Here is a 26,710-nt window from a genome sequence, read left to right on the forward strand (position 1 = left end):
ATGACGCAAGCCTATATCGTTGATGCCGTCAGAACCGCAGGCGGACGCCGCAATGGCGCGCTCGCGGGATGGCACCCGGCCGACATGGGCGGCGAGGTGCTGAACGCTCTGCTCGACCGCAGCGGGATCGATCCAGCCGCGATCGAGGATGTAATCCTTGGCTGCGTGACGCAGGCGGGCGAACAGGGTTTCGCCTTTGCCCGCAACGCCGTGCTGGCGTCCCGCCTGCCGCAAAGCGTGCCGGCCGTCACCGTCGACCGCCAGTGCGGATCGTCTCAGCAGGCACTGCAATTTGCGGCACAGGCGGTGATGTCCGGTACGCAGGATGTCGTCATCGCCGCCGGTTCGGAGAGCATGACGCGCGTGCCGATGTTTTCCAACATCAGCTATCATCAGCGCGAAGGCGTGGGTGTGGGACCATTTAGCGACCGCATCAAGCAGCGGTTCGGCGTCGAGAATTTCAGCCAGTTCGAAGGGGCGGAGATGATCGCGGTCAAATATGGCTTTGATCGGGACGCGCTGGACCGGTACGCGCTGCAAAGCCATCAGCGTGCCGCCGCCGCGACGCAGGCCAAGCGCTTTGCCTCGCAGATCGTGCCGCTGGAAACCGAAAATGGTCTGCATGTGACGGATGAGGGCATCCGCGCCGACGTCACGCTGGAAGGGATCGGATCGGTCAAGCTGCTGAAGGAAGGCGGCGTTTTGTCAGCCGCCAATGCCAGCCAGATTTGTGATGGCGCTTCGGCCGTGCTGGTGGTCAACGAGCGCGCGCTCAAGGCCCATAATCTCACCCCGATCGCGCGGATCGTGAACATGACGGTGACGGCGGGCGATCCGGTCATCATGTTGGAAGAACCGATCTTCGCCACGCGCAAGGCGCTGGGGCGGGCCGGCCTGACAATTGGCGACATCGACCTGTATGAGGTAAACGAAGCCTTTGCGCCGGTGCCGATGGCCTGGCTTCAGGCGCTGGGTGCCGATCCCGACAAGCTGAACGTCAATGGCGGGGCGATCGCGCTCGGTCATCCGCTGGGCGCAACCGGTACGAAGCTGATGGCGACGCTGGTACATGAGCTGCGCGCGCGCGGCCAGCGCTATGGCCTGCAAACCGTGTGTGAAGGCGGCGGCATCGCCAATGTCACCATTGTTGAGGCGCTGTAATGGCGATCAGCACACGCATTACCGAGTTGCTGGGGATCGAGCATCCGATCGTGCAGGGCGGCATGATGTGGGTCGGCAGGGCGGAACTGGCTGCTGCCGTTTCCAACGCCGGGGGCCTTGGCATATTGACTGCGCTGACCCAGCCGACGCCCGACGATCTGCGCCGGGAGATCGACCGGTGCCGGTCCATGACCGACAAGCCGTTCGGCGTGAACCTGACCATATTGCCGTCGGTGACGCCGCCGCCTTATGCGGACTATCGCAGGGCGATCATCGACAGCGGTGTGCGGATCGTCGAGACGGCCGGGCACAAGCCGCAGGAGCATGTCGAGGACTTCAAGAGCCATGGCATCACCGTGCTGCACAAATGCACCGCCGTCCGCCATGCGCTGTCGGCGGAACGGATGGGCGTGGATGTCATCTCCATCGACGGCTTCGAATGCGCCGGCCATCCGGGTGAAGATGATATTCCCGGCCTGATCCTGATCCCCGCTGCGGCGGACAAGGTGAAAGTGCCGATGCTGGCGAGCGGCGGTTTCGGCGATGGACGAGGCCTTGCGGCCGCGCTGGCGCTGGGGGCCGAGGGGATCAACATGGGCACCCGCTTCTGCGCGACGGTCGAAGCGCCAATCCATGAGGCTGTGAAACAGTTCATCGTCGCCAATGACGAGCGCGCCACCAACCTGATCTTCCGCCGTTTCCACAATACCGGCCGCGTCGCGAAGAACAGCGTATCAGATCAGGTGGTCGCCATCAGCCAACAGCCAGAGGCGGTGTTCGAGGACATCCGGCCTTTCGTGTCCGGCGCCAAAGGACGCGAGGCGCTGGAGACGGGCAATCTGGACGCAGGCCTTGTCTGGGCCGGGCAGGTTCAGGGGCTGATCCATGACATTCCGACCTGTCAGGATCTGCTGACACAGATCGTCGGGGACGCCGAGCGGATCATCGCGGGGCGCCTCTCCGGCTTCCTGCAACCCCAGCCCGGAAAGGTAGCCGCATGACCTACCGCTATGTCGATGTTGTGCGGGAAGGTCCGCTGACGATCGTCACGATCAATCGCCCGGAAGCGCACAACGCACTGAATGCGGCGGCGCAGCTTGAATTGCAGGACGTGTTCAACGATTATGCGGCCGATGACAGCCAGTGGGTCGCTATCATCACCGGGGCGGGACAGAAGGCTTTCTGCGCCGGGCATGACCTGAAGCAGCAGGCATCCGGTGGCGGCTTTGCGACCCCGCCCGCCGGCTTTGGCGGTCTGGCCAGCCGTTTCGACCTGACCAAGCCCGTCATCGCCGCCGTCAACGGCGTCGCCATGGGGGGCGGTTTCGAGATCGCGCTGGCCTGCGACATCGTGATTGCCTCGAACAATGCGCTGTTCGCCTTGCCGGAACCGCGCGTCGGCATTGCTGCCCTTGCCGGCGGGATGCAGCGCTTGCCGCGCATCATCGGTCTGCAACGGGCGATGGGCATGTTGCTGACGGGCCGTCGCGTCAGCGCGCAGGAAGGCTATGCACTGGGATTTGTAACCGAGGTTACGGACGGAGATGTGCTGGAGGCGGCGCGGCGCTGGGCGGGCGAGATACTGGCGTGCAGCCCGATGTCGATCCGTGCGACCAAGGAGGCGACGCATCGCGGCCTGACCCTGTCGGTGCAGGATGGCATGGAAGGCGAATGGGACTATCCGACGATGAAGGCGCTGCTGGCGTCGGAGGACTTCATTGAGGGGCCAAAAGCCTTTGCAGAGAAGCGTGCGCCCAAGTGGTTGGGTCGGTAAATGAGGGCGCCTCGGTGAAACGGGGCGCCCACCTCTTTCAGGATCGTACCGCATAGCGGATCGGGAGCCGCTTGAGCCCTGACACGAAATTCGCCTCCACCCAGGCAGGGTCGCCCGCCAGTTCAATGGCGTCGATGCGGGCGAGCAGTTCGGTGAACAATATCCGCATTTCCAGCTTCGCCAGCATATTGCCCAGACACAGATGCGGACCGTAGCCGAAGGCGATATGCTTGCGGGCGTCGGGCCGCTCGACCCGGAAGTCGAAGGGCGCGTCGAACACGGCTTCGTCGCGATTGCCCGACGGATAGCACATCATCAGCGAGTCCCCGGCGCGAATGGTCTTGCCGCCGACCTCGCAATCGGTCAGCGCCGTGCGGAAGAAATGCTTCACCGGGGTGGTCCAGCGGATGAATTCCTCCACCGCATTGCCGATCAGGTCCGGATTGGCGCGTAGGCGGGCCATTTCGCCCGGGTTCCGGATCAGCGCCAGCAAGCCGCCGGATATGGCCGAACTGGTCGTGTCATGGCCGGCCGCCGCGACGATGAGATAATAGGCGTTACGTTCCTTCTCGCCGATCGGCTGACCCTCGATCGTCGCATTGGCAAGGATGGTGGCGACATCGTTGCGCGGGTTGATGCGGCGATCCTGGGTGATTGCGTCGAAATAGTGGCTGAAGGCGTCGAACGCCTCCACCATAGAATTGACGCCATCGCCGCCACCTGTGTCGCTATCCGTGCTGCCGAACAATTTCTGTGACAGGGACAACATCAGCGGCTCATCCTCGCGCGGGACGCCGAGCACGATCATGATCGTGCGCAGCGGATACCAGGCGGCGATCTCCTTGGCGAAGTCGCAGGCGTCGCCCTTCTCGATCATGCGGTCGACCGTCTCCCGCGCCAGCGCCGTGATTTCCCCTTCCAGCGCCCGCACGCTCTTCGCGCCGAACCAGGCGGCGGTCAGGGCGCGATAGGCGCGATGATCGGGATCATCCATCGCCACCAGATTGCGGGCCAGATTGCGGCTGCCGGACTGGGCCAGCAGCATTTCCTCATCCTGTTTCGACACGAGGAACTGGCGCGGGTCGTTGAGGAAATTCTTCGCGTTCAGTTCGACCGCCATGATGTCGGCATGACGCGTCACCGCCCAGAAAGGGCGATAGTCGCGCGGCTCCGCCCAGTGGACAGGATCGTACCGCCGCAACGCCGCGAAAGCGCGGTGATAACTATGTTCGTCCCCATAGGTGCGCGGATCAACGATGATGTCGTCAATATCCTCTGGCAATGCGTCCGTCACAGGCGTGTCTCCTCTCTTGCCCCTGATCCTGAGAGCGGGAGGAGAACCGGTCCAATCGGCGATGGTAGCGGATTTATCGACGGCGTCGATCAACCTGGCGGCCTGTGGATTGCGCATGTCGGCCATTCATCGCCGGCCGCTATGGATGCACCGGCAATCGCGATTGGACGACAGGGACGGGCTGCCTAGCTTGATAGGCCAAGAACCATAGCCGGGGAGAGCGGTCGATGCCCATCATTCATGCAGGCCGGGGCGCATAGGGATGCACCCGTCCATCCATGCCCGCACCACGCCGGACAAGCCGGCCTATGTCATGGCCGGGACCGGCGAGAGCGTCAGCTATGCCCAACTGGAGGCGCGCTCCAATCAGGGCGCGCATCTGTTTCGTACATTGGGGTTGCAGCGCGGCGATGGCATCGCCCTGCTGCTCGACAATGGGCCGGCCTTTTTTGAAATCGTCTGGGCGGCGCAGCGGGCGGGCCTCTATTATACCTGTCTGTCGACGCGGCTTGCGACGCCGGAAATCGCCTTCATCCTAAGCGATTCCGGTTCGCGCCTGCTGATCGCGTCGCAGCCTGTGCCGGCCGACCTGCCCACACAAGGCCTGATCGTCTTCGCACCCGGTGCCCGCGACTTCCTGCGCGAGCGGGCGGCGATGCCGGAGACACCGGTCGCGGATGAATCGCCGGGGAACGACATGCTCTATTCGTCCGGCACGACCGGGCGGCCCAAGGGGATAAAACCACCGCTGCCGGAAGGATCGCTGGATCAGAGCAATGCGCTGACCGATTATGGCCGGACCAGCTATGCCATGGATGCCGACAGCATCTTCCTGTCCCCCGCCCCACTCTACCATGCCGCGCCGCTGCGCTGGTGCATGTCGATTCAGAAGCTGGGCGGCACGGTGATCGTGATGGAGAAATTCGATCCGGAAGCGACGCTGGCGCTGATCGAGCGCTTTTCAGTGACCCATGCGCAGTTCGTGCCGACCCATTTCGTGCGGATATTGAAACTGCCCGAAAATGTGCGTCAGCGCTATGACCTTTCCTCGCTGGTCACGGCCTTTCATGCGGCGGCGCCCTGCCCGGTGGAAGTGAAGCAGGCGATCCTCGACTGGTGGGGCCCGATCCTGCATGAATTTTATGCGGGGACGGAGGCCAATGGCCTGACCAGCATAGGGCCCGCCGAGTGGCTGACCCATCCCGGATCGGTCGGCCGGGCGATATGGGGCAAGGTCCGCATCTGCGGCGAGGATGGCGAATGGCTGCCGCCGCGCGAGATCGGCACCATCTATTTCGCCGATGGCGCGCCGTTCGAATATCATAACGACCCGGAGAAGACCGCGCAGAGCCGCAACCGGCATGGCTGGACCACGCTGGGTGATGTCGGCTGGGTGGATGAAGAGGGCTTTCTCTATCTCACCGACCGGCAGAGCTTCATGATCATTTCGGGCGGGGTGAACATCTATCCGCAGGAGATAGAGGATGCGCTCATCACCCATCCCAAGGTCGCCGACGTCGCCATCATCGGCGCGCCCGACCCGGAAATGGGAGAGCGCGTTGTGGCGGTGGTCGAACCGGCCCGATGGGAAGAGGCCGGGCCGGCGCTGGCGGAGGAATTGCTGGCGCATCTGGCTGGTCGGATCGGGCGCATCAAGCTGCCGCGTCAGATCGATTTCGACCCCAACCTGCCGCGCCACCCCAATGGCAAGCTGCTCAAGCGGATCGTGCGCGCGCGCTACTGGCCGGACGGCTGATCAGGCTACGACTTTCGCCTGATCGGCACGCGACATGTCACTGTCGTAGGCCCGGTTGAAGCCGAGCCGGTCCAGCAAGTCCGCGTCGGCGCTCTGCCCTTTGTTCGGTGTCGTCAGCAACCGGTCGCCGGTGAAGATCGAATTGGCGCCGGCGAGGAAGCAGAGCGCCTGTCCGGCCTCGCTCATCGTTTCACGCCCCGCCGACAGCCGCACCATGCTGCGGGGCAGAACGATGCGGGCGGTGGCGACGGTTCGGATGAATTCGATCTCGTCGATCGACCTGCCCTGCCCATCCAGTTGCGCGTCGCCGATCGGCGTACCGGCGATGGGGACCAGCCGGTTGAGCGGCACACTTTGCGGATGCTGCGGCAGGGTGGCGAGCGCATGGATGAAGCCGACGCGGTCGTCACGGCTTTCGCCCATGCCCATGATACCGCCGCAACAGACGTTGATGCCCGCGTCACGCACATGGCCCAGTGTGTCCATCCTGTCCTGCCAGTCGCGGGTGGTGACGACCTGGTCATAATATTCCAGCGCCGTGTCGATATTGTGGTTGTAATAATCCAGGCCGGCTTGTGCCAGCCGTTCGCTCTGAGTGGCGGTCAGCATGCCCAATGTCATGCAGGTTTCCAGCCCCATCGCCCGCACGCCTTCCACCATCGCGACAATGCTGTCCATGTCGCGATCCTTGGGCGAACGCCAGGCGGCACCCATGCAGAACCGCTCGCTCCCCGCCGCCTTGGCTTCCCGCGCAGCCTCCAGCACGGCTTCGACGGCCAGCAGTTTGCTGGCTTTCAGGCCGGTGTCGAAATGGGCGGACTGGCTGCAATAGCCGCAATTTTCCGCACAGCCGCCGGTTTTGATCGACAGCAGCGTCGATTGCTGGACATGGTTGGCGCGATGAAGGGCGCGGTGCACACTCTGCGCCTCGAACAGCAGGTCGGCAAAGGGCAGGTCGAAGATCGTGGCGATCTCCGCGCGGGTCCAGTCGGTACGAACGGTCGTCATGCTCTTTTCCTTCAGGCCATCAGTCCGCCGCCATTGGCGCACAATATCTGGCCGGTGATGAAACTGGCGCGGGAGGAGGCGAGGAAGAGGACCGCTTCGGCGATCTCGCTCGTCTCCGCCAGCCGGCGAAGCGGCAAGGCGCTGGTCACGGCTTCCACCGCGCCGGTCGTGTCGGACGCCATCAGCGCATCCACGGTTTCGGTACGGGTCGGGCCGGCCGATACCGCGTTCACGCGGATATGCGGCGCACCTTCGGCCGCCAGCGTGCGGGTAAAAGCCTCTACGCCCGCCTTCGCGGCGGCATAGACAGACAGGCCGGGCGTCGGAAAGCGTGCAGCGGTGGACGACATGTTGACGATCGCGCCGCGCCGTTCGCGCAGGATCGGGAAAGCGGCACGGCAGAAAGTCATGGTACCGGTCAGGTTCGCGGCGATCGTGTCGGCATAGAGGGCGTCGCTCGTTTCCTCGATCCGCGCGGTGGGAAAGATACCGGCGATGTTGGCCAGGATATCGAGGCCGCCGCCATGCGCGATGGCGAAATCGACGGCGCGTTCGGCTGTATCGGCCTGCGCTATCTCGCCGGCAAGCATGGCTGCGGCCTCCCCCAGCCCTCTAATTGCTTTGGTCAGAGCCGTGTCATCACGACCGACCAGCACTACCCGTGCGCCGCGCTCCACCAGAAGGGTCGCGACAGTAAGGCCGATGCCTCTGGAACCACCGGTGACGATGGCGGTCTTGCCCGAAAATTCCCCCATGGCTCCCCTCGCCTAACCGCTGACGGTGCGATGGCGTATGCCGTCGGCGTCGATCACCAGCCGCACGCTCTGTTCCCCGTTCATGCCGCACATGGCGGCATAGACGACATGCTGGCCGTGCAGCCGTGACCAGCCGATATCGGCCAGTTGCGCGATATGGGTGCCATGGTCGCGATAGAGCCAGACGCCTACGCCACCCAGTTCCGCCAGCAGCAGCGCGACCACCGCCATCCGCACACGCGGACGGCGCAGGAAGGCGGCAGTCCGGGTGAAGATGGTGTCGGCCACCTCCCCTTCCGGCACCGGCATCAGGCCCCAGAAGACCGCCCAGCGCCGCAGCATCGCCATCGCCTGAGCGACCAGAAAAGCAGCGATGAGGCAGCAGGCCATGTCAGGCCACCGGCACGATCGTCAGCGGCGTGCGTCCGGAGAGCGCCACGGTCAGTTGCGCCTTGCCATCCATGCCGGCGACAAAGCGTTCGTCCGTCTCGACGACGCGATAGTGGCGACCCGGCACCAATCGGTCGAGGCCGATGTCGCTGCGCCGCTCTCCCGCGCCGGGATGCAGTACCAGTTCCAGCGCCGTCCCGTCCGTGACCGCCCGACCAACTATGACGTCGGGATAGACGGCGTCGGCCAGGATCGGCCCCTTCGCCCAGGCTTCCGGCAGGCCCATGTTCACCATGTCGCGGATCGTGTTGCGCGCGCCCCAGCTTTGCGATGCGGCGACGCCCTCGCCCGATCGCTGGTCGATCGCCTTGACCGTCGCCTCGATGATGCGGTCGTCGCCCATTTCCTGCGCCGCCCATAGCGTCACCATCAGCGGGTTGAGTTCCGGCCAACGCGAGAAGTCCGCTGGCTTGCGCGTATCCCAGCCCAGCGGCAGCAGGCGGAAGTCGAGCGACCCGTCGGGCTTCACGCCGATGAAATCCTGCTTCATCACTTCCCACAGCCGCTCGGCCCCGGCGGGATCATAGGGGGTCATGAAACGCACGCCCCATGTCTCACCGAACAGGCCAGACAGGCTGGGCACCTGGAAGCCGAAGGGTGAGGATGTGCACACCTTGATGCGGCCATCGGCCATCATCATTTCCTCCTCCATCGTCCGGTCGAACCGGTCGCCGACGCGGGCCAGCATGTCGGTACCGTGCCGCGCATCATGCAGCGCCAGCGAGGTGCGGCCGACAAGGTTGCACATGGAATAGATCCAGCGCGGTTCGCAGGGGAACCAGCCCAGATCATAGCGCTGGAAATTCTTGACCACCTCTTCCAGCATGCTTTCGTGATTATAGGGAAAGGCGGTCTTTTCGTCCCAGCGGAAGGTCAGCGCGCCCGGCGCCGCGAAGGGCGATGTGCCGCTCGCCGTCTCGAACAGGCCGAGCGAAACGCCGAGGAAGCCCGACAGCATGATATTGTCCGTCGTGACCGGGTTCTTCTCGATCTTGAAATTGCCCCACAGGCTTTCCCAATACCAGTAATTCCAGGTCTTGCGGTCGATATGCTTGCGGATCAGATTTTCCTGCGCGGTGTTCAGATAGCCATGGAAGGCAGGCAGGCGGGTATATTGGCCCAGCGCCAGATTCCAGGACATGGTGCAGATCTGGTAGCGCAATGCGCCGTCCTGCCAGGTGTCCTCGGTCGAAAAGCCGTTCCAGCTGTCGACCGGCTGGAGCGCAAGGTCCATCATGCGGCGGAATTCGGCGACCTGCGACGGCGGCATTTCCGGTTCCGCCATGATCGGTGCATCGCGCATGACTGGCTGCGTCTTTGCGAGGATGGCGTTGAGCTCCGCACCCCGCGCCCTGGCGGCGGCGAAGCCTTTGCGGCGACCAAGGGCAAGCCAGCCGTGCAATGCCAGCACTGCGGCAGGGATGGCCCATTCCATCCATGCTACGCCGCTACGCCCCTCGATCCAGGCGGCGGAGAGCAAGGCCGTTCCGACCATTACCGCAGGCGGGCCGAGGATCACGCCGCGCGCCCACCAGATGAACATGATGACCGCAAAGGCGACCACGGACAGGGCAGCGCCAAGGATACCCACGCCGTCGCCGGCATAAAGGAAGCCCGCGCCGGGGAAGATGAGGCCGAAGCCGAACGCCTTCCACTGCGCGCTCATCCCCAGCAATATTGGCGCGACGCCAATCAGGAAGACAAGGCCCAGCAGCGCGTAGAAACGATGCAGCCGCCGCGCGGTCAACCGGCCGTGCAGCGTCTTTCGTTCCGGGATCAACGGGATGCGATCGACCAGCGGCGCCAGCGACGGCGCGGCTTCCTCTGGCGTAAAATCCGCATCAAAGGGTAGCGTTCGGGCGGTCATGGACCTCTCCTCTTCCGTCCCGATCATGCCGGGAATCTTGCCTTCATCGTAGGACGATCACGTTCGACGTGCAACCTTGCTTACCCAAGGAGGGCGGCACTCCGTCGAGTGCCACCCCAGGGGAGGATCAGGTCACATGTGCCAGCTGACCTGAAGGCCATAGGTGCGGGGCATGCCGGCAAAGCGCGAGATCGACGCCAGATTGTCCTGCACATTGGTCCAGTAATAGGTGTTGCCGACGTTGCGGATGTAGATGCCGGCCCGGACATTACTGTCGGGAAACTCGAAGCCGGCACGCAGATCGACCAGCGTGTAAGCCTTCATGTCAAAGCGCGGATCGGCGTCGACAAAGGCGGTCGTGGTGTTGGCCAGCGCCGTCGTCGTCTTGCTGTTATGCGTGAGGGATATGCCGATATAGGCCTCCGCCGAGCTGCTGATCGGCGCCTGATATTCCGCATCCGCGACCGCCGTCAGCTTGGGCGCATAGGGGAATTTCTGTCCCGAGAAATTGCGCAGGTCGCCAAAGGCGTCATAGCCGGTGAACTCGGTGATCTTCGTATTGATATAGGTGCCGCCCAGGCTGATGCGCAGGCCATCCACCGGCCGGCCGACGATCGAGGCTTCGACACCCCAGATGCGGCTCTTGGGGATTTGCACCAGACCATCGAGCGTGCCGAACACCGGATCGGGCTTGCGACCGCGAAGCTGCTTGTCCTTATAATCATAATAGAATCCGGCCAGCGCATATTCGATCCGACGGTCGGCCAGCGGCCCCTTGATGCCGATTTCATAGGCGGTGACCGATTCCTGCTTGACCGGAACATAGCCGGTATAGCTGGCGACCGAGGCAGTGGGGAAACTGCCCGACTTATAACCGCGCGCAACGCGGGTGTAGAAGAGCGTGCCACCATCGGTCTTGTAGTTGGCGCCGACGTTCCAGCTGACATTATCCTCGTTGAGATTGTCGAAGGCGGCCGGATCGAAGATCTCCGGGAAGTTCGCGGTGAAAGTCAGGCAACCGCCCGGCTGGACGTTCGTGCCGAAGATCGCGTTCCACCAGGTCGCCGTGTCGCCGCCAAAATCGTTGGTGCAGCCTTCAAAGCTGCGCTTGCTGTCGGTGTAGCGGATGCCGCCGATCAGGGTGATGTTGGGCGTGACCTTATATTCCGCATTGGCGAAAGCGGCGAGATTCTTCACATCCTGCCGCGAGTAGTTGAAGGTCAATACACCGCGGGGAGCGCCCGGGATCATCCAGAGCGGGTTGGACGACGGGCCTTCGCTGAAATTGTAGAAGAGCCGGTCATAGGTTTTCGACTTGTTGTAATTGCCGCCGACGATGAAGGTCAGGCTGTCAAACTCGCCGGTCAGGCGCAATTCCTGCGCGACGTCCTTGATGTAACCGGTCGTGTTGGTGTCGACCGAGGCATAGGTGGTGCCGTCGAAATCCTGCACCGAATCCGTCTTGTAATGCGAATAGGCGGAGATGGAGGTGAAGGTCAGATTGTCGTTCAGCTCAAAATCCGCGCGCAGGCTGGCCTGCCAGAAACTGTCGTCGCGGGCTGGACGACGACCGAAGACGCCATAGCCCCAATCGGCGGCACGCGGCGTGCGCGGGCTGCGGGGATAATTTTTGAAATTGGTTGCGTCCGGGCTGCCGCAGGTGCCCTCTACCGATCCGGCGCAATTGTCGGAAACGATCTGCGCTGCCTGCGTATCACCCTTGTCCCGCCAGCCATTGATGTTCAGCAGGAACTTGACCTTGTCGCTCGGCTGCCAGTCCAGCAGCACGCGGCCTTGCAGCATGTCCTGCTTGCCCAACTCGTCCGAGCGGGTGAAGCTCTTCTGCCACTCGCCACCCTGCAATGTGCGCACGGCGACACGCGCCTTGAGCGTATCGCTCATCGGGCCGGACACATAGCCCTGTACATCATAGGTGGAAAAGCGGCCGAAGCTGGCGGTCGCCCCCGCCTTGAAATCGTCGGTCGGCTTGGCGACGATATAGTTGATCGCGCCACCGGTCGTGTTCTGGCCGAACAAGGTACCCTGCGGCCCTTTCAGCACTTCGACACGTTCGATATCGAACGCCGCGCCACGGGTCGGTGCGCTGAAGGGCAGCGCGACTTCATCGGTATAGACGGCGACGGTCGGCGCTGCGGACAGGGTAGTTTCATAGAAGCCGATGCCGCGCAACGTGTAGACCGGCGTATTGAACGGCGATGGCTGGACGGTCAGGCCCGGTACGATCTTGCCAAGGTCGGTTGGCGAATTGATGCCGCGCTGAAGCATCGTGTCGCCAGTCTCAGCCGTGATCGAAAGACCGACATCGGACAGCGACTGTTCGCGCTTGTTGGCGGTGACGATGATGTCGGCATATGCATTATTGCCGCCGGACGCCTGCGCATCGGCGGTTTGCGCGCTGGCGGCGCCAGCCCCTGCGATGAGGGCGATCAGCGATGCCCCCACGCCACAGATCATGCCGTTTTTCTGGATCATGCCCATTTTCCTTCTCCCACATTGTCGCGCCGGCTGTTGCAGGTCGCATTCATGATCGTTCGAAAAGCCCGCCCGATCGGATCGGCGCAGGCTCGAAGCTATTCAGACGATGAAGCGCATGGACCCGGTGTCGGCCGCCTGGCCGATGGCCGCCCGCACCCGTGGCGAACAGTCGGAAAACAGGGTCGATTGGACCTTGAGTCGCATGGGTCTTCCTCTCCAGTTCCACGCCCGCTTGTGCGGGTCGCCGCCGGGAGCCCAATCACCCCGGATGCCCCCTTGTTTCCACATACAGACTTGTTCGTCAATATCGTTTGACGATTTTATCGGAGAAAAACGCCTAACCATGAAGTCCGCCCCTGTCCGCTCACATATGGACGTGGCGCCTGCGGGACGGTATTGCCGGACCAGAAACATAATGGACCGATGATGACCAAAGCCGCGACGAAACAGGCCACGACCAGTATGGAAACCTCCGCCACGCCGGAGAGCGAAAGCGCAACCGACAAGGTGGCCGAAGCCATCACCCAGGGCATCCGCACCGGCGTGTTCGTGCCGGGACAGCATCTGCTGGAACCGGACCTGACCCGCCGCCTGGGCATCAGCCGGGGCTCCTTGCGCGAATCGCTCAAGCATCTCGCGGCCGCCGGCATCGTCACGCTGAACCGCTATCGCGGCGCCTATATCGGCCTGCTCGACCGGACCGCGTCACTGCAACTACTTGATACACTGGAGCCGCTGGCGCGGCTCGCGGCCCGACTGGCTGCGGAAAATTGCACGACGCCTGCCGCACGCAACTTGATCGAGCAGGCAATCGCCGACCTGGATCGCGCCGCCCGATCAGGCAACCGCGCGCATTATCTGGAGTCGCGCCGCCGCTTTTATGACGCGATGATCGACCTGGGCGGCAATCGTGAACTGGCGCGCGTCATACCTCTGTCGCGCACCGACCTGTTTCGCGCCCAGATCGAGACGGTCCAGTCCGACACCCAGCGCAAGCGGCATGCGTCAGGCTATGGCCCGATCGCCAGGGCGATCATCGCCGGCGACCCGAAAAAGGCCGATCTGGCGGTGAAGAAACATTTTGACGGCACGCGCAAGACGATGACGGAATTACCGGAAGATATATTCCCGACCATGGGCTGAAAGTCGGAAATCCGCGCATTCCGTCCGGATGACAGCCAGCATCGCGTCGATCGGCTGATGTTTTGGCTGGACGAAATCGTCAGACACATTTAGCTTTCCATCCGACCCCGAACGAATCGGGGCATCGGTCAGGAGAGTGTCATGCTGCGCGTTTCGGCCATTTATCCGAACCTGCCGGGCAGCCATTTCAATGGCGGCGACTATGTCGACCGCCATGCCCCTTTCGCGCGTGAACTGCTGGAACCGCACGGCCTGCGGGAATTGCGGATCACGCTCGGCACCGCCGCGCTGGACGGCACGGCTCCGTCCTATTGGGCGCTGAGCGAACTCATCTTCGACGACCGTGACAGTTTTGATCGCGCCATGGGCATCTGTGGCGCGGCACTGATGGGGGATGCCCCCCGCTACACCAATGTCGATCCGGTGCTGCAAATCAGCAGCCTGATCGACGCCTGAAAACACAAAATCCGGGAGAATGCGATGCGGAACTTCGTGCGTCATGAAATGGACGATATCGGCCAGTTGATCGGACTGGACGAACTTCTCAACCACCAGATTGTCGACACCTTTTCTTCCACCGCCACGGCCGATCTAGGCTGGACGGAAAAGATCTGGACCGCACTGGTGCGCAAGGATGGCAGCCTGTCGATCGACTTTGGCCTCGGCCGCTATCATAATCGCGGCGTGATGGACGGCTGGGCCGCCGTGGCGCGCGGGGTGGAGCAATGGACCGTTCGGGCCAGCCGCGAACTGCGCGACGACCCCACCGAAACCAGCGTCGGCCCGCTGACCTACGAAATTATCGAGCCGCTGCACAAGGTTCGCTATGCGCTGGAAAAGACCGACGCCCAGCCGATCGCCTTTGACGTCACCTTCACGTCCGAAATGCCGCCTTTCTTCGAGGACCGGCATAAACAGCGCGAGAAGGACGGGTTTCGCATCGGGTCCGACGTGGTACGCTATCACCAGATCGGCGTGCCGTCCGGCTGGGTCGAGATCGACGGCGAGCGGATCGAGATCAATCCCGAGGAATGGACCGAGTATCGCGACCATAGCTGGGGTCAGCGGCTGGACGTGGGCGCGCATAATGCCGACGTCCGCCCCTCTTCCGACTTTGGCGACGTGAAGTTCGGCGAAGGCGAGTTCGTGCTGATCTGGAGCCCGTTCATGCTGACTGCGCCGAATGGAGAGAAGCATGCCTATCACTTCTACTTCATGTCGAAACAGGGCCGCATCTTCTATTCATCCGGCTATCGCAACCATCCCGACGGGCGGCAGGAAAAGGTCGCACGGGTGCGGCCGGAACTGACCTATGACGATAAGACGCGGCGCCTGCTGGGCGGCAAGGTGCATTTCGACATGCTGCAAGGTGGCAGTCACACGGTCGAGGTCGAGGTCGCCGGACCGACGGCGGTCCATCTGGGGCCGGGCCTGTATCTCGGCTTTGACGGACGCAAGCATGGGTCGTGGAAGGGCAAGCTGGAAGTCGAGGGCGAGAAGTTCGACGACACGCTGGACGTCACCACGTTGAAGCGCATCCGCCAGCTCCGCGACTGCCCGATCCTGGTGCGGGAGGGCGACGCGACCGGTCATGGCATCATGGAAACGATCATCCATGGCGCCCATCCCGACATCGGCCTGACCGCCGAAAACTCGCTGATCTAAGGGGGAGCAAGGACCATGGCGCGCGACACCGACCGTCTTGCGGAAGGGCTGCGTGCCTTTCTGCCCCGTGGCGCCGGCATTACAGGGGTCAAGACCCTGTCGGCCGGCCACAGCAACGAAACCTATCTGGTCGAGGGGCTGAACGAAATCCTGCGCATGCCCCCGTCCGAGGAGGGGCTGTTGCCGCCCTATGACATGGCGCGGCAGCATGCAGTATTGTCGGCGGTGAAGGCGCATGCGCCGACGGTACCGCTGCCCGCGATGTTGGAACTCAGTACCGATCCATCGATCATCGGCGACGAGTTCTTCCTGATGGAATGCGTACCGGGCGATGCGTTCGAATATGCGACGCCGGATTGGGTGAAGGCAGATCCGGTCGCGGTGCCGGACAGCATCTGTCGCCAATGGTTCGATGCGGTGATCGGCCTGCACAATATGCCGGTCGGCGAAATGCCGCCGGGCGGGCGGACCGTGCAGCAGGAGGCGCAGCATTGGCTGGACGTCGCCTGCTCGGCTGAAGCAACGCCCGATCTGATCGGCGTGCTGGAGGATCTGACCGCCCGGCCGCCCCGCCCGTCTGGCGCGCCGACCCCGGTGCATGGTGACCCCAAGCACGGAAATTGCCTGTGGCATGAGGGACGCCTGACCGCCCTGCTCGACTGGGAAATGGCGCAGATTTCCGAACCTCTGCTGGACCTTGGCTATATATTGATGTTCCACGATCAGGGGGAGGCTTCGCTGGCGGATGCCGGGTTCGAACTGCCCGGCTGGTGGTCGGCAGAGCGCATGATCGCGGAATGGGAGAAGGGTACCGGCCGAGCGGCAGTGGACGTCGCACGCTATACGGTGCTGGGACAGGCGAAGGTCGCGGCAATCATTGCGCTGGGGGCCTATCTCTTCACCAGCGGCAAAGTGGCCGACGTGCGGTTCAAGGCGTTCGGCGCGGTACTGCCGGCCTATACGAAACTGCTGGTAAGCCGGGCGATGGCGGCGGCCTGACAGGCAATAGCGCTATCCGCCACTGAAATAATGGCCGTTCGCCCTGAGCCTGTCGAAGTAGCTTTTCGCCACGTGATGCCAAGATCACAGCGCAGGGCTTCGAAAGGCTCGGGGCGAACGGCTTCGCTGTGTCGCGCGAGTCAGGCGGTTACCGACGCCGGCGCTGCTGATTTTCGACGCGGTCTTGCCGGGCATGTGCCAATTGACCTTATTGCTGATCCCGTCGACATCGATCGCCGATTCCGCGGCTACAAGGTTGCCGAAGCCCTCGACGGTCAAATGCGTGCAGTCGCCTTCGATCACGACCTAATTACCGTCGCGTTGCCGCCGGCACAGTCGAGCGTGGAGGTTTCACCCAATCCTTCCAGAACAGCCTGAGCCTATGCGGGTGCTATAGTTACAACGCAGGCGAAAACAGGCATCAGACGAAAGGTGCTGGGTTCAGCAGGGGCCATGCCAAAACACGCCCTCGCCCAAATGCGACCAACATTCAGGCAGCAGGCCAAGACTCCCCTTGTCCGGTGCGAAACCATATCCCCAGCCGCCATCGAAAAACGGCTTCGTGCCAATATGCACCGATCCCCGATAGATGGTCACAGAATAGGGATTCAATCCGGCGATCGCAGACGGCCATTGATCCTTTGGAACGGGAAAAGCCGGTTCCCGCGTATTGATCGGGCGAGTGGCCATCAAAAGCCGCGATTCGGCAGCGATTGCCCTCAACTAGGTGGGATTATGGGTCGGGTGCGGGAAAGCGCTGTACAGGCCAAGCCCGATCAGGATGAAGATCGGGATGGCAATGCGCAGGCAGCCGCGCAATCCAACGTTTCTTTGGCCCTCCATGGGATGAAGCTTATAATTACGTTGCCTGTTCGCAAGCGAGAAGAGAATTTTTATGCCGCCAGCAGCCGCACCAGGGGAGCGGCATATTCGATAAGGGCGCCGGGTTCCGCCAGCACTTCGGTGACCAGGCCAGGCTGATCGGCGCAGAGGTCGATCGGTTCGCCGAGCAGTTCGATCCGCGCCACCGCATCGCCTGCCGCCACGGCGCTGCCCACGGACAGGGCAGAGACGAAAGAGGCGATATGCGGAGCTGAAACAAGTTGCTCTGCCTTAACAGCTTCCATTGATGTCGTGGCTGGCCTCACAGGCGCTGCATCGACCGCGATCGATGCACGGAGCGGGTTCGTGCCGCCACCGGACGTAGCAACGAACAGCTCATAATCGCCGGTACGCAGATGAATGTCGGCATAGCCGGACTGGCGGAACAGGCGCAGCAGGGCGCGGGTATCGGTGATGATATCGGTCATGCAGCTTCCCCCAGCAAAGCGAGCAGCGCGGGCAGCACCGGCTCCGTCACGATGGTGCGCACCCCTTGCGCGCGGGCGATGCGGGCGGTGTCGGGATTGGCGAGGGTCGCGCCTCGCGCCGCTGAAGCGCCGTGGAGCAAGGCGGGCAGTTCGTCCGGCTCGCCCCCCGACCAAAGCGCGTCGATGTCGACCACATCATCAATCCCGGCCGCATCGGCCGGGCGCAGGACGCGCACCGGGCTGCGATCGCGCGCCCAGTCGATCAGTTGGGCCAGCCGGGCATCGCCGGCCTCATCTGGCATTTCGACCGGCAGTTCGCCGGCATAGACGCGGCCCGTTTCCCCATCAACGGTGACAAGGGTGCCGGGCTGCGGCCCCTTGCCGTCGCCCACGCCGACCACGCAGGGGCGACCGAGCGCGCGGCTGACGACGGCGGCGTGAGATGTCGACCCGCCCTGCTCCGTCACCACCGCCTTCGCCGCGATCATGCCATGGATGTCATCGGGACTGGTGGTCGCACGGACGAGAATGACCGCCTCGCCAGCGGCGGCGCGCCGTTCGGCTTCGTCGGGATCGGTGACGACCGTGCCGCACGCGACGCCGGGACAAGCCCCTTCCCCCTGCGCGACGATGGCAGCATCCTGTGCGCCGGTGCCAAGACGCGGCAGCAGCAGCGCGCGCACCTGCTCGGGGCTGACGCGGGCAAGCGCCTGATCCACATCGATCAGCCCTTCGCCCACCATCTCCACCGCCGCGCGGACGGCCGCGTCGGGCGCGCGCTTGGCGGAACGTGCCTGAAGCAGATAGAGGGTGCCGCTCTGCACCGTAAATTCGATATCCTGCATATCGTGATGTTCCCGCTCCAGTCGGGCGGTGGCGTCGAGCAGCGCACTATGAGACGCCGGATCAAGGTCACGCATCGCGTCGAGAGCGAGCGGCGTGAACTTGCCGGATACGACATCCTCCCCCTGCGCGCGGGGCAGATATTCGCCATAGGGCACAGCCTCGCCGGTCAGCGGGTTGCGGCTGAAGAGGACTCCGGTGCCACTACGATCGTCCAGATTGCCGAAAACCATTGCCTGAATAGTGACAGCGGTGCCCATGTCGTGCGGGATATTGTTATGCTCGCGATATTTCTTCGCGCGGCGGGTGTTCCAGCTGTCGAAGACAGCGCGGACGGCGCCGGTCAGGCATTCGCGCGGGGTGGCCGGCACGTCGACCTGCGCGCGCCAGTCGGCCGGGCTGGCGCCATGATCCAGCTCGACCGGCATCTTCAGGACGATCGAGGCATAGAGTTCGAGGAAGCGGCGATGCGTATCGCGGGCGAAATCCGGCAGGCCGGATTCGCCGGCAAGCGCAGCTTCGGCCGCATCATCGATACCCAGGTTCAGCACCGTATCCATCATGCCGGGCATGGAAATGGCGGCGCCGGAGCGGACCGACAGCAGCAGTGGCTTGTCCCCGCCACCGAAATGGCGGCCGGTCGCTTCGTCTAGCCAGGCGAGGCCCGCCTCTATCTCCGCCTCCAGCCCTTCGGGAAAATCGCCTTGCGCCAGATAGGCGTTACAGGCCGCCGTCGTGATGACGAAGGCCGGCGGGACCGGCAGGTCCATGCCCCGCATCCGCGCAATCGACCAGGCCTTGCCACCGATCAGGCTGCGATCGGGCAGGCTCGTGCCGTCCAGCAGGACGGTCCAGTTGGATGACATCAGATTATTCCTCCCGGACCCGGCCCATGATGCGGAGCAGATCCTCGTGCAGTTCGAACCAGATGGTGTGATAGCTGTCGCGGCGGATGTCGCTGACCCACTCATGGTCGCCATCCTCGGCCGCTTCGAGCGCGGCGAGCAGCTTTTGTGCGTAGAAGCTCATGCGCGGCCAGCGGGCGGCGAGTTGCTTGAGGATCGGTTCGACCTGTTCGTGAACCTCCCCCAGACGGTCGATCACCGCTTCGTCATGGGCGCGATCGCTATGGTCGTTGGCGACCTTGTTGCCGCCGATGCTGATCGTCTGCCAGTCGGTGATGACCTGCTTCAGGCTCTTGTTCACCCGTTCGAAGGCGACATAGGCATTTTCGAACGCCTTGTCCTGCCGCAGGGGAGCGAAATGCAGGCCATAGCGCGCCTCCAGCACCACACGGGTCAGCGGGGCGAGGATGAAGGCATCGCCGGTATCCACCACCCGACCGGTCGCTACGGCATCGGCCAGCAGCGTCGATACGCGCGGTTCGGGCAGGTCGACCAGAGCAGCGATGGCGGCGGCACCGGCATGGCGCTTGATGGCGACGCCGTGGAAGACGAGATCGCGGTCGTCGATCATGCAGCGGCCTCCTCTTTGGCCAAGCGCCAGACGCGACCGACGCGATCGACGCCTTGCTGATAATCCTCGGTCGTCTTGGCGGCGGCCGTTGCCTCGATCGTGACCGTGTCGCCATCGGCGATGCCGGCGATCTTCGCGTTCATCAGGCAGGGAATATTATATTCGCGGGTCAGGATGCCCAGATGCGAGCGGACCGTACCGCCCGCGCAGATGACACCACTGAACTGCTCGATGATCGGCGCGGTCAGCGTGCCGCCGCTATCGTCGATCACCGCAATGATGCCAGGCGGAACGCCGTTGGTCAGATAATCCAGCACCCGTTCATTGGTGCGGATGAAGCGAGCGATGCCGGTAACATCGGCATCATGGCGCACGACATTGTCCCCGACGCCAGCGAGCGCGCGGCCCGATGCGTCCGGTTCGCCCTGCGGCGCATCGGGGTGGGAGAAGCTTTCATCCACCTGATCGCCGTCGCCGCGCGACTTGTAGATATCCGGCCGTTCCGCGACCGAAATGCCGGCCGACCAGTCGAAGCGGTGGCCGGTGGCGAGCAGCCGCCGTTCGACGTCCACCATATCCGCCTTGGTCAGGGCCGCACCGCTGACGCGAAAAGCGTCCCAATCCTGTCCCGATTGCGCGAAGCGGTCGCGCAGCCTTTCCTGCACCAGGCTCAGCGTCGCCTCCACCAGCAGCGAAGCTGGCGGGCGCCCCCTGTGCGCATTGTCGATGGGCAACCCCATACACCTCTCCTGTTCTCTGCGAGTCTGCGCTCTCACCTTCGATGTGCCGGGTCGCGGCTTTGCTGTCAAGCATCTGACAGATGAAATCGTCCTACGATATTGACGGCAAACTTCGACTCATCTAGCCTGTGCATCAAAGAAGACGATCCGGGAGAGAATGTGTGAACGCCAAGCCCAATCCGCGCGTATTGATCGTGAATGACGATGGCATCGACGCGCCCGGCATCCTGTTGCTGGAAGAGGTGGTGCGCCAGTTTACCGATGATGTGTGGGTCGTGGCGCCGGACGAGGAACGGTCAGGCGCGGGGCACAGCCTGTCGCTGTCCTACCCGATCCGGGTGAAGCAGCGCGACGAGCGGCATTTTGCGGTCAAGGGTACGCCGACCGACTGTGCGCTGCTGGGCGTCTATGAACTGCTGGGCGATCGCAGGCCCGACCTGCTGTTGTCGGGCATCAATCGCGGGCCGAACCTGGCGGAGGACATCACCTATTCGGGCACGGCGTCGGCGGCGATTGAGGGCGCGATGCTGGGCATCCCCTCGATCGCCTTGAGCCAGATATGGAGTTACCAGACGCCGGTCCACTGGGACACGGCGCGCCATTACACAGCGCAGATCTTGCCCCAACTGCTCGACCTGGCGTGGACGCAGGGTAGTTTCGTCAACGTCAATTTCCCGCATTGTCCGCTGGATCAGGTCAGCGGCGTGCGGGTCACGACGCAGGGCATGCGTCCGCCCGGTTCCTTCCGCCCGATGCCGCGGGTCGATGAACGGCATGTGCCCTATTACTGGATCAAGATCGCCTTTCCAGATGGCGGTGCGGCGGAAGGCAATGACCTGGCGGCGGCGCGCGACAATGCGGTGTCGATCACGCCGATGCAGCTCGACATGACGGCGCACGACCAGCTGGCGAATTTCCGCGCGCTGTTCGAAACCGAACCGGTGCGGGCATGAACCCTCCAGCCACGATCGGCACGACCGAGAAGGTCGCGGACGCGATCAGGACCGGCATCCGCACCGGCCAGTTTGTACCGGGACAGCATCTGGTCGAGGCGGAACTGACGTTTCGGCTGGGGATCAGCCGATCTTCGTTGCGGGAGGCGCTGCGGCATCTGTCGGGGGACGGGATCGTCGCGATCCATCGCTATCGCGGCGCACATATCTGTCGGCTGACCCGGCGCGAGGTGCGCGACCTGCTGGAGGTGCTGGAGCAACTGGTGCGGCTGGCAGCGCGGCTGGGCGCGGCATCGGGCCATGCCAATCGCAGCCTGATGGATGCCGCGCTGGAGGCAGCGCGGCGGCATGACGAGGATGGCGATCATCGTACCTATATCGCGGTGCGGCAGGCCTTTTACGACTGCCTGTTCGAAGTCGCCGGCAACCGGGAATTGCCGCGCGTTACGCCGCTGCGGCGCGCCGACCTGTTCCGTGCGCAGATCCGCCCCTACCAGACCCGCGCGCAGCAGGATTCGCATACGGAAGGCTATCGGGCAATCGCGCAGACGGTGAATGATGGCGATGTCGCAGCGGCGGAAGCGGCGGTCGCGGCCCTGTTTGCGCAGACCAATAGGATGGTGGACGAGCTGCCGGATGTGGCGTTCGAGGTGGAATAATGTCCTTCGACACGCTCAGGACGGACGGAGTTTAGTTCCTGGCCAGGATCGTCACCGCCGTCAGGCCATCTTCCACGCCGTAAAAGCCGCCGCTATTTTCCGCGAGCGCGATGCGGGCGCCTTCCACCTGGCGCTGACCGGCCGCGCCTCGCAACTGGGTGACGAGTTCGTGGATCTGGCCAAGGCCGGTAGCACCTAGCGGATGGCCTTTCGACACCAGACCGCCCGACACATTGATCGGAATGCGTCCGCCCAGCGCCGTCCCGCCGGCTTCAGCATCATGCCCCGCCTGCCCAGGTGCGCAGAGACCGAGCGCCTCCACCTGCACGATTTCCCCCGATGAACTGGCGTCATGGACTTCGGCGACGTGGACGTCCTGCGGGCCGATGCCTGCCTTTTCATAGGCGCGGGTGGACACGATGCGAGTGACGTGGCGGGCATAATCGTCGGGTGCCCGATCGCTGCCGCTCTGCGATTCCGTGGCCAGTACGCGCACCGACCGCGCCTGTGGGAAGCGGTCGAGCAGGTCGCCGGCACATAATATCGCCGCCGCCGCACCGTCGCTGATCGGGGCGCACATGGGGACTGTTAGCGGCCAGCTGACATTGGGTGCGGCCAGCACTTCATCGATGCTCATGGCATTGCGATATTGAGACAGCGGGTTGAACTGCGAATGGATGTGGTTCTTGGCGGAGACGGCCGCGATCTGGCGCTGGGTCGCGCCATAGGTCGCCATGTAGAGCCGGGCCTGCGCCGCATAGGCGTCCATCATGATGTTGGGACCGGGACCGTCCAGCCCCTCGGGCGCGGGGGCCAGCATGCCCTGCGTTGCGTCGATATAGCGCTGCGCCTCGATCGCATCGAGCGGCTGCTGGAACACGGCGAAGCGCTTGTCGCGATCCGCGCTGTAGAGCTTTTCCACGCCCACGATCAGCGCCACATCGGTCAGGCCCGCACGGATATAGTCGGCCGCGACATGCAGGCCGATCGTCGCGCTGGCGCAGGCGGCCTCGACATGCAGCACGCGCACCCCCTGTATGCCAAGCGGCCGCAGCGCATATTCTCCGGGGATCGACATTTCGCCCGCGAAGAAGCCCTGAATGACATTGCTGTAGATCGCCATGCCCAGATCGCTGGCTTTCGCCCCCGCATCGGCCAGTGCCTCGCGGACGGCCTGTTGCGCCAGATCCGTATGGGTGCGGTCGAGATGGCGGCCGAAGGGCGTCATGCCTACGCCGATGATATGGACGTCGCGCATCAGATTTTCCTTCCCGCCTCTTCCCAGAACGGCTTGCGCAATTGCGCGCGCGATACCTTGCCGGCGTTGGTGCGCGGCAACTGGCGGATGATCTCGATCCGCTTGGGCGTCTTGACCGCGCCCAGCGCCTCACGGGCGAAGGCAATCAGCGTCGCTTCCTGCGGCTTGTGGCCGGGGCGCGGCTCGACGAAAGCGATGACCGCCTCCCCCCATTTTTCATCGGGGATGCCGACGACGGCGCAATCCTGCACCGCATCATGGGCCAGCAGCGCCTTCTCCACCTCCGCCGGATAGACATTGAAGCCGCCGGAAATGATCATGTCCTTCTTGCGGTCCACGACATAGAACCAGCCTTCTGCGTCGCGCACACCAATGTCGCCGGTGTGGTGCCAGCCATGGGTGGAGACTTCGGCGGTGGCCTGCGGGTTCTTGTAGTAACCCGCCATCACCAGCGGGCCGCGCACGACGATCTCGCCGCGCTCGCCGGGGGGAAGAATGTTGCCGTCATCGTCCATGATCTCGACGATGGATAGAAGGTTCGGGCGGCCACAACTGCCCGGATGGGCGAGGTCGCCAGCCGCGTTCAGATGCTCATGCGGCGGCATGGCGGTGACGCACATGGGCGCTTCGGTCTGGCCGAAGCTGGCATTCATGACCGGGCCGAAGATTTCTATCGCCTCCTTGAGGCGGTCGAGCGACATGGGCGCGCCAGCATAACTGATATATTGCAGGCTGGAGAAATCCGCGTCGCGCACGCCCGGATGGGACAGCAGCATGTAGATCGCCGTGGGCGGCAGGAACATATAGGTGACACGGTGCCGCTCGATCGCCTCGATCACCGGGCCGGGATCGAATTTGGGCAGGATGACGACAGTGCCACCCAGCGCCATGCTGGCGAGCGCGAGCGGGCCGGCGGCGTGTGTCATGGGCGCGGCGACCATGTTCACCGGCGGCGTGGTCATCGGCATGGACGCGACAAGACTGGACACCAGCGCCTGCCAATTGCCGTTGGTCAGCATCACACCCTTGGACCGGCCGGTAGTGCCGCCGGTATTGGCGAGAAAACCCAGTTCCTGAGGATCGCCGGTGCGGCGCTGGGGAACGGGCGAGGTGTCGAGATCGATCCGGTCTTCAAGATAGAAGTCCGCCTCAGCGAAAGGCCGATCCAGCGCGATATAGCGGCGGATATTGGGACATTGCGCGCGGAAATCGGCGATGCGATCCGCCACGTCGGAATGGACGAAAAGCGTGTCGATATCGAGCAGGTCGAACAGATAGGCATTCTCGCCCGTGCTGGCGCGGTTGTTGGCCATCGACCAGACGCCATCGGCGCGCAATATGCCCAGCACCGCCTCGAACGCGACCATGGCGTTGCCGCTCAGCACGGCGGCATGGGCGCCAGGCGTGAAGCCGTCCGCGATCAACAGCGCCGCGATGGCGTTTACGCGGGTCGCGACCTCTGCGTAAGTCTTTTGCGTGCCGCCCTCGATCATGCAGGGCTTGTCATGCGCGATGCGCAGGCCGCGATCGAAATAGTCGATCATTCGCATGGGATGACCCCTTTCGTCATTGCGAGCGTAGCGAAGCAATCCATCGTCGCGTCATTGGATTGCTTCGCTACGCTCGCAATGACGGGAATGTTCAACGCCGCAGCGTCAGGTCCAGCCCGCTCGACTTGATCTGCACCAGCGGCGCGGTGGCCATCTTCACCAGCTTCTGCACCTGCGCCAGTTCGGGCGAGGAGAGCGTGGGATAATCGCGTGCCACCGGGCCGGCCTTGCGCATCTTCTCGATATCGGACGCTGGCACCAGGGCGCGCAGGATCAGTTCATCGTCATCCTCCCCAGTGCCATGGCGGCGGCGCAGTTCGGCAAGATCGGGCTGCTCCGGCGGGTTGGACAGGATTTCCTTCGCGCGCGGCTTGGCCATGATCTGATCCATGACGTTCGCGTCGATCGGGGCGACCGGATCGCCATAATAGCCCGCCGCATATTGGATCACCTCATCCGGTACGACGGAATAGCGCTTGCCAGTAACAATGTTCAGCACGGCCAGCGTTCCAACCAGTTGCGCGAAGGGCGTGGCCATGCCGGGATAGCCCAGCTCCCGGCGCACCGTGGCGACTTCGGCCAGCACGGCGGGCAGCTTGTCGAGCATGTTCTGCTGCACCAGCTGCGCGCGCAGCGTACCCATCATCCCGCCGGGGATCTGATGCTTGAGCGCGGTGACGTCATATTCGAAAAACTGGTTGACCAGGAAACCGGCGGCCTTGCCCACCCGCTCGAAATGGTCGGCGACGGGTTTCAGCTTGCTGGTGTCGATATTATGGGTGTGGCCCATCATCTCGACATTTTTCGTCATGATCTCGATCGAGGGGATAGAAGGCCCGTTGGCCATCGGGCGGACCGCCGTATGCAGCACGGTCACGCCATATTCGATCGCGTCCATATAGGTCTTGGCCGACTGTCCCAGCATGTTGTTGGCGTGCATCTCGATCGGCTTGCCGCGCGCCTTGGCGACGATCGCGGGGACAAGGGTGGAGATGCGGTCGCGGTCCAGCACACCGCCCGTGTCGTAGAGTAGCAGGCTGTCGACTTCGGGCAGCGCCGAGAGCTTGTCCGCCTTGTCCGCATAATATTCGTCGGTGTGGACCGGCGAGAGCGTGAAGAGCATCGTGCCCGCCACCTGACAGCCATGGGTCTTGGCGATTTTCGCCAAACGGTGCATCTTGTCGATGTTGAACAGCACATCATAGAGCCAGAAGCTGCGGATGCCATGAGCGCAGAGGCGATCGACCCACAGATCCATAAGGACATCGGGCGTGAAGCCGAAGGTCACGGACCCATTGGAGCGGCAACCCGCCCGCAAAGGCGTATTGGGCATGGAGCCGATCAGCAGGTCAAGACCCGCCCAGGGATCTTCCTGGCAATGACGGGTCAGCACCTCGAACAGGGAGGAACCGGCAAGGCTGATAATATTATAACCGGTCTGGTCGATGATCGGCGTGACGGGCAGCGCCATGCCGGCCTGCATCCGCATGCCCCACAGGCTCTGCTGCCCGTCGCGCATGGTTTCGTCGAGGAAAGTGATATGGGCCATGCCT

Annotated in this window: 24 protein-coding genes; 10 read left to right on the plus strand and 14 right to left on the minus strand. The window is 63.6% G+C overall.

The genetic code is table 11. From position 1 onward, the window contains the following. The 3 genes from ACNHGR_RS06655 to ACNHGR_RS06665 are packed head-to-tail and all read left to right on the plus strand — an operon-like array spanning position 1 to position 2,935. Positions 1-1,161 carry an acetyl-CoA C-acetyltransferase gene (locus ACNHGR_RS06655; protein WP_475284859.1) on the plus strand — a complete coding sequence of 387 codons (1,161 nt, stop codon included), beginning with the start codon at positions 1-3 and terminating at the stop codon, positions 1,159-1,161. Continuing rightward, positions 1,161-2,162 carry an NAD(P)H-dependent flavin oxidoreductase gene (locus ACNHGR_RS06660; RefSeq protein ID WP_475284861.1) on the plus strand — a complete coding sequence of 334 codons (1,002 nt, stop codon included), beginning with the start codon at positions 1,161-1,163 and terminating at the stop codon, positions 2,160-2,162. The genes ACNHGR_RS06655 and ACNHGR_RS06660 overlap by 1 nt, the downstream gene beginning before the upstream one ends. Then, positions 2,159-2,935, plus strand: coding sequence for an enoyl-CoA hydratase-related protein (locus ACNHGR_RS06665; RefSeq protein ID WP_475284863.1), 777 nt, complete (start codon positions 2,159-2,161; stop codon positions 2,933-2,935). The genes ACNHGR_RS06660 and ACNHGR_RS06665 overlap by 4 nt, the downstream gene beginning before the upstream one ends. 37 nt (positions 2,936-2,972) lie before the next feature. Here ACNHGR_RS06665 and ACNHGR_RS06670 read toward each other — a convergent pair whose 3' ends face one another. Beyond that, complete coding sequence (locus tag ACNHGR_RS06670) at positions 2,973-4,229, minus strand: cytochrome P450 (protein WP_475284865.1); 1,257 nt, start codon at positions 4,227-4,229, stop codon at positions 2,973-2,975. Positions 4,230-4,491: 262 nt separating this feature from the next. Between ACNHGR_RS06670 and ACNHGR_RS06675 the strand changes: the two genes are divergently transcribed. Continuing rightward, on the plus strand, positions 4,492-5,985 hold the full coding sequence (locus ACNHGR_RS06675; RefSeq protein ID WP_475284866.1) for an acyl-CoA synthetase: 1,494 nt from the start codon (positions 4,492-4,494) through the stop codon (positions 5,983-5,985). Here the strand turns inward: ACNHGR_RS06675 and bioB are convergent, their stop codons facing one another. The 5 genes from bioB to ACNHGR_RS06700 all read right to left on the minus strand — a co-directional run bounded on the left by bioB (position 5,986) and on the right by ACNHGR_RS06700 (position 12,558). Further along, positions 5,986-6,993 (minus strand): biotin synthase BioB, encoded by a 1,008-nt coding sequence (gene bioB / locus ACNHGR_RS06680; protein WP_475284868.1) that lies wholly within the window; start codon positions 6,991-6,993, stop codon positions 5,986-5,988. Between the two features lie 11 nt (positions 6,994-7,004). Further along, positions 7,005-7,748: an SDR family NAD(P)-dependent oxidoreductase gene (locus tag ACNHGR_RS06685; protein WP_475284870.1), complete on the minus strand. Its 744-nt coding sequence runs from the start codon at positions 7,746-7,748 to the stop codon at positions 7,005-7,007. Positions 7,749-7,760: 12 nt separating this feature from the next. Beyond that, complete coding sequence (locus tag ACNHGR_RS06690) at positions 7,761-8,138, minus strand: hypothetical protein (RefSeq protein WP_475284871.1); 378 nt, start codon at positions 8,136-8,138, stop codon at positions 7,761-7,763. 1 nt (position 8,139) lies between these two features. Further along, positions 8,140-10,065, minus strand: a complete 1,926-nt coding sequence (locus ACNHGR_RS06695) for a linalool dehydratase/isomerase domain-containing protein (protein WP_475284873.1) — start codon at positions 10,063-10,065, stop codon at positions 8,140-8,142. A 132-nt stretch (positions 10,066-10,197) separates the two neighbouring features. Further along, complete coding sequence (locus tag ACNHGR_RS06700; RefSeq protein ID WP_475284875.1) at positions 10,198-12,558, minus strand: TonB-dependent receptor; 2,361 nt, start codon at positions 12,556-12,558, stop codon at positions 10,198-10,200. Between the two features lie 429 nt (positions 12,559-12,987). Here ACNHGR_RS06700 and ACNHGR_RS06705 point away from each other — a divergent pair, with 429 nt between their 5' ends. The 4 genes from ACNHGR_RS06705 (at position 12,988) to ACNHGR_RS06720 (ending at position 16,368) form a co-directional block, all read left to right on the plus strand. Continuing rightward, complete coding sequence (locus tag ACNHGR_RS06705) at positions 12,988-13,704, plus strand: GntR family transcriptional regulator (protein ID WP_475284877.1); 717 nt, start codon at positions 12,988-12,990, stop codon at positions 13,702-13,704. Between the two features lie 141 nt (positions 13,705-13,845). After that, a complete protein-coding gene (locus ACNHGR_RS06710) occupies positions 13,846-14,160 on the plus strand; it encodes an EthD family reductase (protein ID WP_475284879.1) in 315 nt (104 codons plus the stop codon). Positions 14,161-14,184: 24 nt separating this feature from the next. Beyond that, complete coding sequence (locus ACNHGR_RS06715) at positions 14,185-15,369, plus strand: Rv3169 family protein (protein ID WP_475284880.1); 1,185 nt, start codon at positions 14,185-14,187, stop codon at positions 15,367-15,369. A 15-nt stretch (positions 15,370-15,384) separates the two neighbouring features. Continuing rightward, positions 15,385-16,368 (plus strand): phosphotransferase family protein, encoded by a 984-nt coding sequence (locus ACNHGR_RS06720; RefSeq protein ID WP_475284882.1) that lies wholly within the window; start codon positions 15,385-15,387, stop codon positions 16,366-16,368. 84 nt (positions 16,369-16,452) lie between these two features. Here the strand turns inward: ACNHGR_RS06720 and ACNHGR_RS06725 are convergent, their stop codons facing one another. The 5 genes from ACNHGR_RS06725 to ACNHGR_RS06745 form a co-directional block, all read right to left on the minus strand. Then, on the minus strand, positions 16,453-16,671 hold the full coding sequence (locus tag ACNHGR_RS06725; RefSeq protein ID WP_475284884.1) for a DUF3060 domain-containing protein: 219 nt from the start codon (positions 16,669-16,671) through the stop codon (positions 16,453-16,455). A gap of 590 nt (positions 16,672-17,261) precedes the next feature. Then, on the minus strand, positions 17,262-17,678 hold the full coding sequence (locus ACNHGR_RS06730) for an acetyl-CoA carboxylase biotin carboxyl carrier protein (RefSeq protein ID WP_475284886.1): 417 nt from the start codon (positions 17,676-17,678) through the stop codon (positions 17,262-17,264). Continuing rightward, complete coding sequence (locus ACNHGR_RS06735) at positions 17,675-19,387, minus strand: pyruvate, phosphate dikinase (RefSeq protein WP_475284888.1); 1,713 nt, start codon at positions 19,385-19,387, stop codon at positions 17,675-17,677. The genes ACNHGR_RS06730 and ACNHGR_RS06735 overlap by 4 nt, the downstream gene beginning before the upstream one ends. 4 nt (positions 19,388-19,391) lie before the next feature. Further along, positions 19,392-19,997, minus strand: coding sequence for a hypothetical protein (locus ACNHGR_RS06740; RefSeq protein WP_475284890.1), 606 nt, complete (start codon positions 19,995-19,997; stop codon positions 19,392-19,394). Further along, positions 19,994-20,737, minus strand: coding sequence for a PEP-utilizing enzyme (locus ACNHGR_RS06745; protein ID WP_475284892.1), 744 nt, complete (start codon positions 20,735-20,737; stop codon positions 19,994-19,996). The genes ACNHGR_RS06740 and ACNHGR_RS06745 overlap by 4 nt, the downstream gene beginning before the upstream one ends. Before the next feature lie 161 nt (positions 20,738-20,898). Between ACNHGR_RS06745 and surE the strand changes: the two genes are divergently transcribed. Both surE and ACNHGR_RS06755 read left to right on the plus strand, forming a co-directional pair. Further along, positions 20,899-21,690, plus strand: coding sequence for a 5'/3'-nucleotidase SurE (gene surE, locus ACNHGR_RS06750; RefSeq protein ID WP_475284894.1), 792 nt, complete (start codon positions 20,899-20,901; stop codon positions 21,688-21,690). Further along, positions 21,687-22,349 (plus strand): GntR family transcriptional regulator, encoded by a 663-nt coding sequence (locus tag ACNHGR_RS06755; protein WP_475284896.1) that lies wholly within the window; start codon positions 21,687-21,689, stop codon positions 22,347-22,349. The genes surE and ACNHGR_RS06755 overlap by 4 nt, the downstream gene beginning before the upstream one ends. A gap of 31 nt (positions 22,350-22,380) precedes the next feature. Here ACNHGR_RS06755 and ACNHGR_RS06760 read toward each other — a convergent pair whose 3' ends face one another. The 3 genes from ACNHGR_RS06760 to ACNHGR_RS06770 form a co-directional block, all read right to left on the minus strand. Beyond that, positions 22,381-23,607, minus strand: coding sequence for a thiolase family protein (locus ACNHGR_RS06760; protein WP_475284898.1), 1,227 nt, complete (start codon positions 23,605-23,607; stop codon positions 22,381-22,383). Further along, positions 23,607-25,157 carry a class I adenylate-forming enzyme family protein gene (locus ACNHGR_RS06765; RefSeq protein ID WP_475284900.1) on the minus strand — a complete coding sequence of 517 codons (1,551 nt, stop codon included), beginning with the start codon at positions 25,155-25,157 and terminating at the stop codon, positions 23,607-23,609. Before ACNHGR_RS06765 ends, ACNHGR_RS06760 begins: the two co-directional genes overlap by 1 nt. Before the next feature lie 91 nt (positions 25,158-25,248). Next, positions 25,249-26,706 (minus strand): pyruvate carboxylase, encoded by a 1,458-nt coding sequence (locus ACNHGR_RS06770; protein ID WP_475284902.1) that lies wholly within the window; start codon positions 26,704-26,706, stop codon positions 25,249-25,251. Positions 26,707-26,710: the final 4 nt, after the last annotated feature.

The sequence above is a fragment of the Sphingobium sp. RS1 genome, assembly GCF_056156825.1.

What these genes read in the sequence shown, in the direction of transcription:
- ACNHGR_RS06765 (WP_475284900.1), bottom strand. Translation starts at nt 25,157, where the DNA reads ATGCGAATGATCGACTATTTCGATCGCGGCCTGCGCATCGCGCATGAC.
- ACNHGR_RS06710 (WP_475284879.1), top strand. Translation starts at nt 13,846, where the DNA reads ATGCTGCGCGTTTCGGCCATTTATCCGAACCTGCCGGGCAGCCATTTC.
- ACNHGR_RS06705 (WP_475284877.1), top strand. Translation starts at nt 12,988, where the DNA reads ATGACCAAAGCCGCGACGAAACAGGCCACGACCAGTATGGAAACCTCC.
- ACNHGR_RS06740 (WP_475284890.1), bottom strand. Translation starts at nt 19,997, where the DNA reads ATGATCGACGACCGCGATCTCGTCTTCCACGGCGTCGCCATCAAGCGC.
- ACNHGR_RS06695 (WP_475284873.1), bottom strand. Translation starts at nt 10,065, where the DNA reads ATGACCGCCCGAACGCTACCCTTTGATGCGGATTTTACGCCAGAGGAA.
- ACNHGR_RS06685 (WP_475284870.1), bottom strand. Translation starts at nt 7,748, where the DNA reads ATGGGGGAATTTTCGGGCAAGACCGCCATCGTCACCGGTGGTTCCAGA.
- ACNHGR_RS06720 (WP_475284882.1), top strand. Translation starts at nt 15,385, where the DNA reads ATGGCGCGCGACACCGACCGTCTTGCGGAAGGGCTGCGTGCCTTTCTG.
- ACNHGR_RS06690 (WP_475284871.1), bottom strand. Translation starts at nt 8,138, where the DNA reads ATGGCCTGCTGCCTCATCGCTGCTTTTCTGGTCGCTCAGGCGATGGCG.
- ACNHGR_RS06660 (WP_475284861.1), top strand. Translation starts at nt 1,161, where the DNA reads ATGGCGATCAGCACACGCATTACCGAGTTGCTGGGGATCGAGCATCCG.
- ACNHGR_RS06675 (WP_475284866.1), top strand. Translation starts at nt 4,492, where the DNA reads ATGCACCCGTCCATCCATGCCCGCACCACGCCGGACAAGCCGGCCTAT.
- ACNHGR_RS06760 (WP_475284898.1), bottom strand. Translation starts at nt 23,607, where the DNA reads ATGCGCGACGTCCATATCATCGGCGTAGGCATGACGCCCTTCGGCCGC.
- ACNHGR_RS06735 (WP_475284888.1), bottom strand. Translation starts at nt 19,387, where the DNA reads ATGTCATCCAACTGGACCGTCCTGCTGGACGGCACGAGCCTGCCCGAT.
- ACNHGR_RS06715 (WP_475284880.1), top strand. Translation starts at nt 14,185, where the DNA reads ATGCGGAACTTCGTGCGTCATGAAATGGACGATATCGGCCAGTTGATC.
- ACNHGR_RS06745 (WP_475284892.1), bottom strand. Translation starts at nt 20,737, where the DNA reads ATGGGGTTGCCCATCGACAATGCGCACAGGGGGCGCCCGCCAGCTTCG.
- ACNHGR_RS06655 (WP_475284859.1), top strand. Translation starts at nt 1, where the DNA reads ATGACGCAAGCCTATATCGTTGATGCCGTCAGAACCGCAGGCGGACGC.
- ACNHGR_RS06770 (WP_475284902.1), bottom strand. Translation starts at nt 26,706, where the DNA reads ATGGCCCATATCACTTTCCTCGACGAAACCATGCGCGACGGGCAGCAG.
- bioB (WP_475284868.1), bottom strand. Translation starts at nt 6,993, where the DNA reads ATGACGACCGTTCGTACCGACTGGACCCGCGCGGAGATCGCCACGATC.
- ACNHGR_RS06700 (WP_475284875.1), bottom strand. Translation starts at nt 12,558, where the DNA reads ATGATCCAGAAAAACGGCATGATCTGTGGCGTGGGGGCATCGCTGATC.
- ACNHGR_RS06755 (WP_475284896.1), top strand. Translation starts at nt 21,687, where the DNA reads ATGAACCCTCCAGCCACGATCGGCACGACCGAGAAGGTCGCGGACGCG.
- ACNHGR_RS06730 (WP_475284886.1), bottom strand. Translation starts at nt 17,678, where the DNA reads ATGACCGATATCATCACCGATACCCGCGCCCTGCTGCGCCTGTTCCGC.
- ACNHGR_RS06665 (WP_475284863.1), top strand. Translation starts at nt 2,159, where the DNA reads ATGACCTACCGCTATGTCGATGTTGTGCGGGAAGGTCCGCTGACGATC.